We start from the raw sequence: 13605 nt of genomic DNA, 5'->3' as shown, positions 1-13605 counted from the left end.
TCAAAGCGGCCAGAAGACAAGGATGGAAGGAATGGAAACTGCAACGATGAGGATTTCCAGCGGCAATCCCATGCGCCAGTAATCCCCGAACCGATAGCCCCCGGGGCCCAGCACCAGCGTGTTGTTCTTGTGCCCGATGGGCGTCAGGAACGCGGCTGAGGCCGCCACGGCCACCGTCATCAGAAACGGATCGGGCGAGACTTCAAGCGTGCGCGCCATTTGGATGCCAACGGGGGCCGCAACGATGGCCGTGGCGGTGTTGTTCAGCACATCCGACAGGGTCATTGTAACAACCATCAATACCGTCAGGATCGCCCATGCGGGCAGGCCATCCGTCAGTTGCACTAGCGCATTGGCGATCAATTCGGTGCCGCCTGATGTCTCCAGAGCACTGCCCAGCGGGATCATCGATCCCAGCAGCACAACGACCGGCCATTCTATATGGTTATAGAGATCGGCAATCGGCAAGATTTTGGTCAGCACATAGGCGACTACGACAAACCCCAGAGCAATCGGTAGGTAGATCAGCCCGACACTTGCGGCCAATACCGCAGCGACAAACAGCCCGATGGCCAGCCAGGCCTTGTCATTAGCGGTGACGTTCAGGCCACGCGTGGCCAGCGGCAGGCAGCCCAGCCATTCGGTCACGTCGGCACTGCGGTCACGAGGGCAGAGCAGCAGCAGAATATCGCCTGCCTCGACTTCGGTCTTGCGGACCTGTTCGGTGATACGGCGACCCTGGCGCGAGATGCCCATCAACACAGTGCTTTGCCGCCAGGCAAGCCCTAACCCTTGCGCGGTGCGTCCGGTGATGCGGGCGCTTTCGGTGGCAACAACCTCGATCACTTCCAGCCCGTCGCCCTCGGCCGTCAGCAACTCCTGCCTCCGCGTGTCCGAAAAATCGAGATTCAGCGCTGCACGGAATTCATCCAGTGCCTCGGGCCGCGCCTCAAGCACCAGCGCGTCGCCCGGTTTCAAGGTAGCATGGGCCGATCGTCCATAGCGCCGCTTGCCATCGCGGATCAAACCGATGATGGCGACGTCGGATTTCTCGGCGGCCTCATACAATTCGCTGACCCGCTTGCCGATATGCGCTGATTCCGGAGGGATGGTCAGTTCGGCGATGTATTCCGCCAGCGCCTCGGACGTTTCCTCTTGCGGGCCGCGGTTCGGGATCAGACGCCATCCGATCAAAGACACAAAGGCCAGCCCGGCAATGGCCGCTAACCCGCCGACAGGGGCGAAATCGAACATCCGGAACGGCTCGCCCAAGGTTTCGGCACGGATTGAGGCGATAATGATGTTAGGCGGCGTCCCGATCAGGGTGGCCATACCGCCCAGAATGGTGGCAAAGCTCAGCGGCATCAGGGTCAGGCCTACCGACCGCCCCGCCTTGCGCGCGGTTTGAATGTCGACCGGCATCAACAAGGCCAGTGCGGCCACGTTGTTCATAAAAGCCGACAGAACAGCTCCGATCCCGCCCATCAGTGCGATATGCGCGCCAAGCCCGCGCGAGGCATCAACCAGCGTGCGCGTGATCAGAAACACCGCCCCCGACCGAACCAGCCCTGCTGAGACAACCAGAACTAACGCCACAATAATGGTTGCCGGATGTCCAAACCCGGCAAAGGCGTTTTCCACCGGCACGACGCCAAGAACGACCCCGATTAACAGCGCAGAAAACGCCACAAGATCATAGCGAAACCGCCCCCAAAGAAGCATTCCGAATACAGTGGCAAAAAGGGTGAAAAGAATAATCTGATCTGTCGTCATCCCGCCACCATACCCGCAAGGGGGCGTCTCGCAAGCCGCTCTCTTGATCCCATGCCCTGCAAACGTCTATATGAGCGCCGAATACGCAATCACTATCACGAGGACGCACCATGGCAGGCCACTCCAAATGGGCCAACATCCAGCACCGCAAGGGACGTCAGGACGCCGCGCGGTCCAAGCTGTTTTCCAAACTGTCGAAAGAAATCACCGTCGCCGCCAAGATGGGCGACCCCGATCCCGAAAAGAACCCACGCCTGCGTTTGGCAGTTAAAGAGGCCAAGTCGAACTCAGTCCCCAAGGACGTGATCGACCGGGCGATCAAAAAGTCGGTTGCGGGTGAAGGCGATGATTACGAAGAAATCCGGTATGAGGGTTACGGCCCGAACGGTGTGGCTGTGATCGTCGAGACGATGACTGACAACCGCAATCGCACCGCCTCGACCGTGCGTTCAACCTTTTCCAAGAATGGCGGCAATCTGGGTGAAACCGGCTCGGTAGGGTTCATGTTCGACCGCAAGGGCGAGGTGGTGTATCCGGCCACTGCAGGCGATGCGGACACCGTTTTTGAGGCCGCCATCGATGCCGGCGCCGAAGACGTCGAAAGCTCGGAAGACGGTCACATCATCTGGTGTGCTGACACCGACCTGAATGATGTGTCGAACGCACTGGAGGGCGCGCTGGGCGAATCCGAATCTACCAAGCTGATCTGGAAACCCACCACTACAACCGAGCTGGGGCTGGAAGACATGCAAAAGCTGATGAAGTTGGTCGATGCGCTGGAAGATGACGATGACGTACAGCGCGTGACCACGAACTTCGAGGCAACGGACGAGGTCATGGCACAGCTTTAAGCGTTTTGAATTTCTGTTGGAAAACCCGGCCTCTGGTCGGGTTTTTTGCATTGCGGGTTCTTGGCCGGTTGGACAGAACCCGATAGGCTTGACCAGAATATCTGTGCCCAAACGGCACATAATCTGATTGAGCGAATGACGGACAGCCCAGCCAGCCAACCCAAGCGCAACATTCCTGTTCTGACCGGTCAGAGCATCCTGTCTCAGGTCGCGTGGACGCTTGGCAGCCCTTCTATCGTGCTGCCGTTTCTGGCCGTTTCTTTTGAATTGCCCATGTTCATCGCGGGCGCATTGGTGTCCATTCGGATGGTCGGCAGCATGATTTCGGATATCTTTCTGGCACAGCCGATTTCGGCGCGACAGCAGAAGAAACGCGGGATTGCCCTGACCGAGGTTTGTATCGGTGCCTGCCTTGTCATGGCTGTTTTGGTGGCCGCGACCGGGTTTGTCCCTGCGATTGCGTTGGCCTTTGTCGCAGCGTTCTTCGTGATTGGTCTGATCGAAGAGATCCAGTCGTTGATGTTAACGGATCTGATAGGGGATCAAGTGCAATCCAAATCGCGGATGATCATGCACTATCTTCAATTAGGTATAGGCGGGTTGGGAGCCATCGGATTGGCGCTGCTGGTCCATGAGATCACCAAGGAAAACCCACCGTTTTCCCGCCATTCCACCGTGATTGCGGTTTCGGTGGCCTTTTTCGTTCTGTCTGGCCTGTCCATTCTTGCGATCTCGGAAATCGCACGAGGGGATGAGGTCAAGGGCACACCGCAAAGGGTGCGGAAACGGAAATTCTCAGAGAACTTTACCGATATTGCCGCCATGTTCGACCAGGCTTGGTTCCGTCGGTATCTGGTCATGCGGCTGCCCTTGGTCGTGGTCTCCCTGTCGGTGCCATTTTTTGCCCTGATCGCGGCCGAGGCGCATCATGCCTCAGCCAAGGGACTGACGGCCATGATCATCTCATCCGCGTCGGGATATTTGGTCTCGGCGCCGCTGTGGCAGCTGGTAAACATGAAATCCCACCGCGCCGTCATGGTGGCCGGAAACCTGATGGTTGCCGCGACAGGTGCCACGTTGGTCACTGTCCACTTTCTGGGTATTGATCACGCAGTCCATCTGCATGCTATCGCGCTGTTCGTTGTGACCGTGGCCGTAACTGGCATAAGCGGTGCGCGGCAGTTGTATTATTTGGACGTGGCCCCAAAGGATCAACGTGTTAAAGGCGCGGCGGCGATCAAAAGTATTTGCCGGATCACGGCGGTGATCCTGTCGGCGGCATTGGCCGGGGTCGCCCATATGCATGAGGTTGCGTGGGCCATTGTGTTCATCACTATGGTTAGTCTGTTTGCTGCCCTCACCTGTTACCGCGTGGTTCTTCCCAACGCGGAACAGGCCAAGGGCGCGCAACCGGGACAGTCATGATTGCGACGGAAGAAGCTCCTTTGCCGCGGTTTGTCTGACCGCGCGGGTCAGCGGAACCAGCGCAGAGGACAGAACGCGCCCCACCTGCCAAGTCAGACCCACGTCAAGAGGGGCCTCAGGCAGCAGCGGACGTAGTCGTCCATCATTTAGTGCGCTCTTCGCCAGCCCGACAGGGTTCATGCCCCAACCCAACCCAGCTATGGCCGCATCCACAAACCCTTGCGGAGACGGCAGAAAATGCGAGGGTGGGGAAATCCGGCACCCCATCTGTTCGATGATCCACGTTCGTTGAAGGTTGTCCTTGCGGTTGAAGGTCAAGCAAGGGGCAAGGGCCAGCGAGCGTTCGTTTACACCCTCGGCAAACCATTGTTGCATATAGGCCGGGCTGGCGGTCGCGATGTAGCGCAGCGCGCCCAAGGCATAGGAGTCGCACCCCGAAACCGGCTGACCGCCTACCGTGATTGCAGCGCTGACCTCGCCGCGCCGCAACCACTCGGCCGAGTGATCCTGATCATCCACCACCAGATCAAACAACAACCCATCCACCTGTGCCATGGCATCAATGAACCACGTGGCCAGAACGTCGGCAGGCACTGCCACGCGGACACGGGCCGGGCCGGTGCCTTGATCCAATGTCAGTTCGCGGGCCAGCTTCGCTTCGAGCAAACCGATATCCTCAGCATGCTGGGCAATACGCAGCCCCGCCGGTGTTCCGGTGCAAGGCGGTCCGCGATTGATCAATGCTGCCCCCACGCGATCTTCCAGTGCCTTGATCCGCTGGGATATGGCTGAAGGCGTCACAGTAAGTTCCGTCGCAGCTGCCTCAAAACTGCCGTGCCGCAAAATCGACGACAAAGCCGACAAGTGGTTGGGGTCGAGTATCATTAGCTAGACTTAATTAGGATCAACATCTTTAATTTGATAGGATGCCAAAATGCGCATAGTCAATGCCCCTGAACGCACAGGAGGCATTATGTCCGCATCCCTTTTCGCCGGTTTTTTACTGGGCTTCAGCCTCATCCTAGCCATCGGGGCACAAAACGCCTTTGTGTTGCGTCAGGGATTGCGGCGCGAACACGTTTTTCCCCTGTGTCTGACCTGCGCAGTGTCGGATGCCATCCTTATTGCCGCAGGTGTCGCGGGGTTTGGTGCGCTGGCCGAAGCGGCACCTTGGTTTGAGACCGTCATGCGATACGGAGGGGCGATCTTTCTGACGTGGTACGGGCTGCGCAGCCTGCAATCTGCGTGGCAGGGCGGGGCGGCGATGGACGTGACCAAAGGCCAACGCGCCAGCCTTCGGTCGGTGCTGCTGACGGTGCTGGCTTTTACCTGGCTCAACCCGCATGTCTATCTGGATACGGTAGTGTTGATCGGATCGATCTCGGCCCAGTATGATGACCGTCTGGCCTTTGCGAGCGGTGCGATGCTGTCCAGCTTTGTGTTCTTCTTTTCCCTCGGTTATGGGGCCAGGGTGCTGTCCCCGGTCTTTGTAAGACCGCGTGCCTGGCAGATTCTGGATGTGGTCATCGGTATTGTCATGCTGGGGATCGCACTGAAACTTGTTGCCATGTGAAGGGTTGTACCTGCGCAGCTTTCAGTGTTCAGGTTTCGGCATGAAAACGTCTGCCACCTCATACCGGCCCCTTGCGGGCATGTTCTGGATGTTTGCCGCCGGGCTGTCCTTTGTGGTGATGACGGCCTTGGTCAAATCGCTGGGCACAACAATGAGTCCGATCCAGGCGGCATTCATACGCTATGCTCTGGGGTTGGTATTTCTGTTGCCGGCCCTGCGTTTGATCCTGTCGACTCATCTCACAAAGCGTCATCTGACCCTGTTCGGGCTGCGTGGGATCATTCACGCCTTTGCTGTGATGCTGTGGTTCTATGCAATGACCCAGATCCCCTTGGCCGAGGTCACGGCGATGAACTATATGACGCCGGTCTATGTCACGTTGGGTGCGGCGCTGTTCTTGGGTGAGCCGCTGGCCTTTCGCCGGATTGCGGCGATAATGGTGGCGTTGGTCGGTGTGGTGATCATCCTGCGCCCGGGGTTCAGAGAGGTTTCGACCGGTCACCTGGCCATGTTAGGAACTGCTCTGCTGCTTGGAGGGTCCTACCTGCTGGCCAAACTGCTGGTGCGCGATATTCCACCATCGGTGGTCGTGGCGCATTTGTCGATTTGGGTGACACTGGCGTTGATCCCCTTTGCCATCGCCGTTTGGCAGCCGCCCAGCTTGCGTGACATCTGGGTTTTGTTTCTGGTCGCCTGCTTTGCCACCGCGGGGCACTATTTCATGACGCTGGCCTTGCAGGCGGCTCCGGTGGCGGTCACGCAGCCGGTGACCTTCCTGCAATTGATCTGGGCCACACTGCTGGGCGCTTTGGTTTTTCACGAAAGTGTTGACATCTGGGTTGTTGCTGGGGGTACGTTGATCCTGTCTGCCGTCAGCTTCATCGCCTGGCGCGAAGCGGTTCTGAACCGCAGCAACCTGACCACGCCCAGTATAGCTCCAAAACTCTAGCAGGTTTCAGCGTGCGGAAATGGTTATTGATTGACGAGTCAATAAAAACACCGTAGCGTTTTCCTACCAGTCATAGGGAGGGGACAGCTATGCCGAAACTCGGAATGGAGCCGATCCGCCGTGACGCAATCGTCCGGGCGACGATTGCCGAGCTTGGGTCGAAGAAATCCCTAGATGTGACCGTCAGCCAAATCGCCAAGCGGGCCGGCATGTCCAGCGCCCTTGCGCATCACTATTTCGGTGGCAAAGACCAGATTTTTCTGGCGGCGATGCAACGCATCCTGTCCGATTTCGGTGCCGAGGCTCGCAGCGAGCTTAAGGCAGCCGCACCGCAGGAGCGGGCGCAGGCCATCATCCGGGCCTGTTTTGCGCCCTCGTGTTTTACGCCCGATGTCATTGCCGCATGGATGACGTTTTACGTTCTGGCCCAAACCAACGATGACGCGCTGCGCCTGTGGCAGATCTATCAGGCGCGTATCCGTTCCAATCTGATTGATGCCTTGCGCCCGTTGATGAGCGACCCGGTCGAAGCGGCCGAGAATATGATTGCTCTGATTGACGGGCTGTATATCCGCGCCGCGCTGAGCGCGCCGAAAAAGCCGCAACTGGCGGTTAATCACGCATTGCGTGTCCTCAACACTCTGCTCGAGGCTGAAAAATGACAAAACCGAACATTCTGATCCTGATGGTGGATCAGCTCAACGGGACACTCTTTCCAGATGGTCCCGCAGACTGGCTGCATGCACCCAATCTGAAGAAATTGGCGGAAAGGTCGACACGGTTCGCCAATGCATATACGGCCTCGCCGCTATGCGCGCCGGGGCGGGCCAGCTTTATGTCCGGCCAGTTGCCGTCGCGGACCGGCGTCTACGACAACGCCGCTGAGTTCCGCAGCGACATCCCCACCTATGCGCACCATCTGCGCCGTGCGGGGTATTACACTTGCCTGTCCGGCAAGATGCATTTCGTCGGCCCCGATCAGTTGCACGGGTTCGAGGATCGCCTGACCACCGATATCTATCCGGCCGATTTCGGCTGGACGCCCGACTACCGCAAACCGGGTGAACGGATTGATTGGTGGTATCACAACATGGGCTCGGTGACGGGCGCAGGCGTGGCCGAGATTTCCAACCAGATGGAATACGACGACGAGGTCGCCTATAACGCCAAAACCAAGCTGTATGATCTGGCACGCGGTAAGGATGACCGACCCTGGTGCGTAACCGTCAGCTTTACCCATCCGCATGATCCCTATGTGGCGCGCCGCAAGTATTGGGACCTGTACGAGGATTGCGAACATCTGCTGCCCGAGGTCGCAGACCTTGGCTATGACAACCAAGACCCGCACTCCAAACGGATTTTTGACGCCAATGACTGGCGCAGCTTCGACATCACCGAAGAAGATATCCGCAAATCCCGCCGCGCCTATTTTGCCAATATTTCGTATCTGGACGACAAGATAGGCGAGATTCTTGAAGTGCTGGAAAGTACACGGCAAGAAGCGATCATCCTCTTTGTCTCGGATCACGGCGATATGCTGGGTGAGCGTGGATTGTGGTTCAAGATGACCTTCTTCGAGGGCTCGTCCCGTGTTCCGCTGATGATTTCGGCCCCTGACTTGCCTGCCGGCCGGATCGACACGCCAGTTTCGACAATCGACGTGACGCCGACATTGGGTGCGTTGGCAGGTGTCGATATGGCCGAGATCGAACCTTGGACCGATGGGGAAGACCTCGTGCCGCTGGCCAAGGGCGTTGAGCGCACCGCGCCCGTAGCAATTGAATACGCGGCCGAGGCATCTTATGCCCCGCTGGTTTCGCTGCGCTATGGCAAGTGGAAATACAACCGCTGCGCGCTGGACCCGGACCAGTTGTTCGATCTTGAGGCCGACCCGCACGAACAGGGCAACCTGGCCGAAGACCCGTCGCATGCCGGAACACTGGAAACGCTGCGCGCCAAGTCCGACGCCCGTTGGGATCTGGATCAGTTCGACGCGGATGTCCGCGCCAGCCAGGCCCGCCGCTGGGTGGTGTACGAGGCGCTGCGGCAGGGTGGCTATTACCCTTGGGATTACCAGCCGCTGCAGAAGGCATCGGAACGCTACATGCGCAATCACATGGATCTGAATGTCGTCGAGGAAAACGCCCGTTTTCCGCGTGGCGAATAGACTTATCAACCTAATCGAAGATACCTCGCCGAAAATTCGCAACTTGGTTCGGCGGGGCATGGAGACCAAATAATGGAAGCAGATTTCGTCATCGTTGGCGCAGGATCCGCAGGATGCGCGATGGCTTATCGCCTCAGCGAGGCTGGGGCCTCGGTTCTGGTGATCGAACATGGTGGCACCGATGCCGGTCCGTTCATCCAGATGCCCGCGGCGCTGAGCTATCCGATGAATATGTCGCGCTATGACTGGGGCTATCATTCTGAACCCGAGCCGCACCTGAATAACCGCCGTCTGGCCTGTCCGCGTGGCAAGGTGATCGGTGGGTCATCCTCGATCAACGGCATGGTTTATGTGCGAGGTCATGCGCGTGACTTTGATACCTGGGCCGAGATGGGGGCTGATGGCTGGTCCTATTCGGATGTGCTGCCCTACTACAAGCGTATGGAGACCTGGCATGATGGTGGCCATGGTGGTGATCCTGAATGGCGCGGCACTGATGGGCCGCTGCATGTTTCGCGCGGTCCCCGTGAAAATCCGCTGTTTCAGGCCTTTGTCGATGCTGGTCAGCAAGCTGGCTATGAAGTTACTGGAGATTATAACGGCGAAAAACAGGAAGGCTTTGGCCCGATGGAGCAGACCGTCTGGAAAGGGCGGCGCTGGTCGGCTGCGAATGCTTACCTGAAGCCTTCGCTCAATCGTGAAAACTGCGATATCGTGCGCGGGCTGGCCGCGCGCGTGGTGATAGAGAACGGCCGTGCGACGGGTGTTGAGCTGGTGCGTGGTGGTAAAAAGGAAATTATCCGTGCGCGGCGCGAGGTGGTGTTGGCCGCATCCTCGATCAACTCGCCCAAGCTGCTGATGTTGTCGGGCATTGGTCCGGCGGCACATCTGGCCGAACATGGGATCGAAGTTGTCGCTGATCGCCCCGGTGTGGGGGCGAATTTGCAGGACCATCTGGAGCTTTATATCCAACAGGCTTCGCTGCAGCCGATCACGCTGTATAAGCACTGGAACCTAATCAGCAAGGGCTTGATCGGGGCGCAGTGGCTGTTTACCAAAACCGGCCTTGGCGCGTCGAACCAGTTCGAAAGCGCGGCCTTCATCCGGTCGAACCCCGGTGTCGAATACCCGGACATCCAGTATCACTTCCTGCCGATTGCTGTCCGGTATGACGGGCAGGCGGCGGCCGAGGGGCATGGCTTTCAGGCGCATGTAGGGCCGATGCGTTCGCCTTCGCGCGGAGCTGTCACGCTGCGTTCGAACAAGCCCGAGGACGCGCCGGTGATCCGGTTCAACTACATGAGCCACGAAACGGATTGGGAGGACTTCCGCAAATGTATCCGCCTGACCCGCGAGATTTTCGGGCAAGATGCGTTCAAACCCTATGCGGGCAAGGAAATCCAGCCGGGTGCCGACGTGCAGACAGACGAAGAGCTGAATGGCTTCATCGCCGAACATGCCGAAAGCGCCTATCACCCCTGCGGCACCTGTCGCATGGGTCGGGCCGATGACAAGAATGCGGTGGTCGATCCTGAGGGTCGTGTAATTGGTGTGGACGGCCTGCGCGTCGCCGACAGCTCGATCTTTCCGCAGATCACCAACGGCAACCTCAACGCGCCGTCGATCATGGTGGGTGAGAAAATGTCGGATCATCTGTTGGGTAAAGAAGCCCTGCCGAAAGCCAATGACCGTCCGTGGATTCATCCGGCATGGGCAACAGCGCAGCGGTGATTTGATCCGCGTCAAAGCAGGGTGTGGAAAAGACGTATAGACCTGAATCGCAACGACATATTTTGAGGAGCGAACAGGAATGTCCCACACCCCGCATGAACTGGCCGAAGAGTTTCCGGACAAGGTCGAGCTGATGAGCCAGCTCAAGCAATCGGATGCACATTTTGCCCGGCTGGCGGATGAGTATCACGAGATCAACCGCATCGTGCATCGGGCCGAGACCAACATCGAACCAGTCGAAGATCTGACCGAGGGTGAAATGCGCAAGAAGCGCGCGGCGCTCAAGGATGAGATCTGGGCGATCTTGTCGAAAGCCTAAACCTTAAGGCGGGGGCGATGCCCCCGTCGCCGAAGGCCGCGACTCCCCCGAAGTATTTTCAGGCCAGGTGAAGATCAGGTGACCTTATATGGCAGGGTTCCACGGGTGTGGGCGTCGATCGACAGGCGGCGTTCCAGCGGCGGGACCGAGCGTTGGTGGCAGGTTTGCCGTTCGCAGATACGGCACGAGATGCCGATGGGCTCATAGGCGCTGGCGTTATTGATGTCGAGATTGTCGGCATAGACCAGCGCTTCGGCGTGGCGGATTTCGCAACCAAGCGCGATGGCATAGCGACGCACCGGCGCGCCATAGGAACCGCCCGATTTCGAAACATCCCTGGCCAGAGAGATATAGCGCACGCCGTCGGGTGTTTCCGCCAGTTGCCGCAGGAAATGGCCGGGCGTTTCAAAAGCACGGTGGACGTTCCACAGGGGGCAGGCACCGCCGAAACGTGCAAATTGCAGGCGAGTGGCCGAATGGCGTTTGGTAATCGTACCAGCCTGATCAACGCGGACAAAGAAGAACGGGATGCCTTTGGCACCGGGGCGTTGCAGTGTCGAAAGCCGGTGTGCCACTTGTTCGATTGACGCGCCGAACCGGTTGCTGAGCAGTTCCAGATCGTGGCGATAATCCTGCGCTGCGGTCAGAAAGGCGTCGTAAGGCATCAAGGACGCCCCGGCGAAATAGTTGGCCAAACCGATCTTGGCGATGGCGCGGGCTTCCTCGCTTTGGAACTTGGCGAAGTCCAGGGTGGCTTCGAGCAGTTTGTCCTGGCTGATAAGCGCCAACTGCAGCAGCAGTTGAAACACTTGTGTTTGCGGCGCGATACGGGACGAGAGTTGCAGTGTCTTGCTGTCAGCGTCGTATTTCCGTGTTTCGGGGATATCGACAAATTGCACCCGAATGTCGCGCTCATTAAGACTGTTGATCGCTTCCGCCCTTATGCCATCGGCCTTACCAGCGCGGGTCGAAAAATGTTCGGCCGCGCGGTCGACCGCGTCGATGTAGTTGTCGCAATAATGGAAAAAGTCACGCACCTCTTCCCAGGGGCTGGCCTGAATCTGCGCGTCCTCGCGACCCAAAGCTTCGTCCAGCGAAGCGAGCCGTTCATGGGTTTGGCGATAGGTGCGGTGCAGTGCGATGAACGCGCGCGCCAGCGCAGGGGCGTTCGAGGCCGTCAGGCGCAGATCGGCCAGTGGTGGTATGGCGTCATCGAAAACCGGGTCGGCCAAAGCCTCGCGCATGTCCGAGACCAGACGCTCGCTGTCGCCGGTGCTCAGCTCGGTCACATCCATACCGAATTCCTGTGCCAGAGCCAGAACAACTGTGGTCGAGATCGGCCGGTTATTATTCTCCATCTGGTTTAAGTAGGGCAAAGAGACGCCCAATTTGGTGGCGAATTCCTTTTGCGTCAGGGTCAGGCGCGTGCGCATTTCGCGCAGTTTCGCACCGGCATATAGCTTTTGAGTGGCCATGGCGTTTCTTTGCAACTTTTCCGTTGTGGCAAGCTAACTTTGCAAACCATGCGGTGCAAGCTGTGTTACAAGCCCAGTTGCCTCTCGCGTCGGATGACGGACGCAATCGCGCAGATCGCCAGCGCCGATGTTGCCAGCATCAGCCAAAGCAGGGGCATGGCGCCGGTTTCATGGGTCAGCAACGTCCCGGCCAGTGCGCTGAGGCCCGCACCACCGCCCAGCATGATCGCGCCGCTGAGGCCCGAGGCGGTGGCGGCCAGATGCGGACGAACCGACAGGGCGCCCGAGGTGGCGTTGGGGATCGTCATGCCGTTGCCAAGGCCCACAAAGGTCATGAGGCCAAAGAAGCTGAGCGCGGTGCCAAAACCTGCCAGAAACAGGATGGCCGACAAGGCAACACCCATCGCGTTCAGCCAACATCCCCAGTATACCATTCGGTTCACGCCAAATCTGACCGAGTATCGACCACTGAGAAAATTGCCGACAAAATACCCGACAGCAGGAGCGCCGAAATAGATGCCGACCTGCGCGGCACTGAGGCCGAACAATTCCGTACCGATGAAGGGCGCGCCGCCCAGATAGGCAAAAAACGCGCCCGAAGACAGGGCAGAGGACAAGGAGTAGCCCCAGAACCGAGGTGAGCGCAGCAGCTCTGGATATTCTCGGAATTGCTGTACCAGCGTTTTACCGCTTTTGGCGGAGGTTTCCCCAAAGTCGACAAAGGTCAATGCCAGCGTCAAAGCGCCCAGGCCGAAAGGCAGCCAGAAATTAGCTTTCCATCCAAAGCTTTCCTCAAGCAGGCCGCCGATGGCAGGGCCGATCATCGGTACGATGGCCATGCCCATGGTCACATAGCCGATCATCGAGGCCGCCTGATCCTGATCATAAAGATCCCGGACGGCTGCTCGGCTCAGCACCATGCCGACCACCACGATGGCCTGGCACATTCGAAAGGCTAGAAAAACCTCGGCCGTCGGCGCATAGATACAGCCCAGCGTGGCGATCAGAAACAGCGCCAATCCCCATAGTAAAACCGGGCGACGCCCCGCTTTATCCGCAATCGGGCCGATCAGTACCTGCAGCACCGCATTGACCAGCAGGTACAGCGCGATGGAAAGTTGCATGACCTTGTAGTCGGTCTGAAAATGCAGCGCCATATTTGGGAGGCTGGGCAAGAACAGGTTCAGGCTGAGGGCGGACAGCCCCGACAGCAAAACCAGCGTGAAAATGGTGGGTGGCGACCGACGCGCCATAGGTGAACTAAACTGCATGGTTCACAGGTATAATGACCGTTTCAGGGAATGCTATCCAAGACGGTGTTTCAGTATGAAACTTAGCAATT

At 58.5% G+C, this 13605-nt stretch carries 12 protein-coding genes; 8 read left to right on the top strand and 4 right to left on the bottom strand.

Annotated features, from left to right (window positions below):
• Nucleotides 1–1773, bottom strand: a complete 1773-nt coding sequence (locus ACR0AL_RS06770; protein WP_480662390.1) for an SLC13 family permease — start codon at nt 1771–1773, stop codon at nt 1–3.
• A 110-nt stretch (nt 1774–1883) separates the two neighbouring features.
• On the opposite strand from ACR0AL_RS06770, the gene ACR0AL_RS06765 reads away from it, so the two are divergent.
• On the top strand, nt 1884–2624 hold the full coding sequence (locus ACR0AL_RS06765; RefSeq protein ID WP_170347968.1) for a YebC/PmpR family DNA-binding transcriptional regulator: 741 nt from the start codon (nt 1884–1886) through the stop codon (nt 2622–2624).
• 135 nt (nt 2625–2759) lie between these two features.
• Nucleotides 2760–4049 (top strand): permease, encoded by a 1290-nt coding sequence (locus ACR0AL_RS06760; RefSeq protein ID WP_480662388.1) that lies wholly within the window; start codon nt 2760–2762, stop codon nt 4047–4049.
• Here ACR0AL_RS06760 and ACR0AL_RS06755 read toward each other — a convergent pair.
• Nucleotides 4044–4934, bottom strand: a complete 891-nt coding sequence (locus tag ACR0AL_RS06755; protein WP_170360371.1) for a LysR family transcriptional regulator ArgP — start codon at nt 4932–4934, stop codon at nt 4044–4046. The genes ACR0AL_RS06760 and ACR0AL_RS06755 overlap by 6 nt on opposite strands.
• An 88-nt stretch (nt 4935–5022) precedes the next feature.
• Here ACR0AL_RS06755 and ACR0AL_RS06750 point away from each other — a divergent pair, with 88 nt between their 5' ends.
• The 6 genes from ACR0AL_RS06750 to ACR0AL_RS06725 all read left to right on the top strand — a co-directional run bounded on the left by ACR0AL_RS06750 (nt 5023) and on the right by ACR0AL_RS06725 (nt 10788).
• A complete protein-coding gene (locus tag ACR0AL_RS06750; RefSeq protein WP_170347971.1) occupies nt 5023–5622 on the top strand; it encodes a LysE/ArgO family amino acid transporter in 600 nt (199 codons plus the stop codon).
• Between the two features lie 40 nt (nt 5623–5662).
• Nucleotides 5663–6571 carry a DMT family transporter gene (locus tag ACR0AL_RS06745; protein WP_170347972.1) on the top strand — a complete coding sequence of 303 codons (909 nt, stop codon included), beginning with the start codon at nt 5663–5665 and terminating at the stop codon, nt 6569–6571.
• Between the two features lie 89 nt (nt 6572–6660).
• Nucleotides 6661–7233, top strand: coding sequence for a choline-binding transcriptional repressor BetI (gene betI, locus ACR0AL_RS06740; RefSeq protein ID WP_170347973.1), 573 nt, complete (start codon nt 6661–6663; stop codon nt 7231–7233).
• A complete protein-coding gene (gene betC / locus ACR0AL_RS06735) occupies nt 7230–8738 on the top strand; it encodes a choline-sulfatase (RefSeq protein WP_480662385.1) in 1509 nt (502 codons plus the stop codon). Before betI ends, betC begins: the two co-directional genes overlap by 4 nt.
• Nucleotides 8739–8810: 72 nt before the next feature.
• Nucleotides 8811–10469: a choline dehydrogenase gene (gene betA, locus ACR0AL_RS06730; protein ID WP_170347975.1), complete on the top strand. Its 1659-nt coding sequence runs from the start codon at nt 8811–8813 to the stop codon at nt 10467–10469.
• Nucleotides 10470–10548: 79 nt separating this feature from the next.
• Nucleotides 10549–10788, top strand: a complete 240-nt coding sequence (locus ACR0AL_RS06725) for an HP1242/YdcH family protein (protein ID WP_170347976.1) — start codon at nt 10549–10551, stop codon at nt 10786–10788.
• Between the two features lie 74 nt (nt 10789–10862).
• Here ACR0AL_RS06725 and ACR0AL_RS06720 read toward each other — a convergent pair whose 3' ends face one another.
• Nucleotides 10863–12263, bottom strand: a complete 1401-nt coding sequence (locus ACR0AL_RS06720) for a helix-turn-helix domain-containing protein (RefSeq protein ID WP_170347977.1) — start codon at nt 12261–12263, stop codon at nt 10863–10865.
• Nucleotides 12264–12328: 65 nt separating this feature from the next.
• Nucleotides 12329–13534 (bottom strand): multidrug effflux MFS transporter, encoded by a 1206-nt coding sequence (locus ACR0AL_RS06715; protein ID WP_170347978.1) that lies wholly within the window; start codon nt 13532–13534, stop codon nt 12329–12331.
• Between the last annotated feature and the right edge of the window lie 71 nt (nt 13535–13605).

The organism is Ruegeria sp. BB1 (assembly GCF_056539465.1).
This window is presented reverse-complemented; position numbering and strand designations above follow the sequence as displayed.

Coding starts and splice junctions, on each gene's coding strand:
- ACR0AL_RS06750 (WP_170347971.1), top strand. CDS start 5,023: ATGTCCGCATCCCTTTTCGCCGGTTTTTTACTGGGCTTCAGCCTCATC.
- ACR0AL_RS06755 (WP_170360371.1), bottom strand. CDS start 4,934: ATGATACTCGACCCCAACCACTTGTCGGCTTTGTCGTCGATTTTGCGG.
- ACR0AL_RS06760 (WP_480662388.1), top strand. CDS start 2,760: ATGACGGACAGCCCAGCCAGCCAACCCAAGCGCAACATTCCTGTTCTG.
- ACR0AL_RS06770 (WP_480662390.1), bottom strand. CDS start 1,773: ATGACGACAGATCAGATTATTCTTTTCACCCTTTTTGCCACTGTATTC.
- betC (WP_480662385.1), top strand. CDS start 7,230: ATGACAAAACCGAACATTCTGATCCTGATGGTGGATCAGCTCAACGGG.
- betA (WP_170347975.1), top strand. CDS start 8,811: ATGGAAGCAGATTTCGTCATCGTTGGCGCAGGATCCGCAGGATGCGCG.
- ACR0AL_RS06715 (WP_170347978.1), bottom strand. CDS start 13,534: ATGCAGTTTAGTTCACCTATGGCGCGTCGGTCGCCACCCACCATTTTC.
- ACR0AL_RS06720 (WP_170347977.1), bottom strand. CDS start 12,263: ATGGCCACTCAAAAGCTATATGCCGGTGCGAAACTGCGCGAAATGCGC.
- ACR0AL_RS06725 (WP_170347976.1), top strand. CDS start 10,549: ATGTCCCACACCCCGCATGAACTGGCCGAAGAGTTTCCGGACAAGGTC.
- betI (WP_170347973.1), top strand. CDS start 6,661: ATGCCGAAACTCGGAATGGAGCCGATCCGCCGTGACGCAATCGTCCGG.
- ACR0AL_RS06745 (WP_170347972.1), top strand. CDS start 5,663: ATGAAAACGTCTGCCACCTCATACCGGCCCCTTGCGGGCATGTTCTGG.
- ACR0AL_RS06765 (WP_170347968.1), top strand. CDS start 1,884: ATGGCAGGCCACTCCAAATGGGCCAACATCCAGCACCGCAAGGGACGT.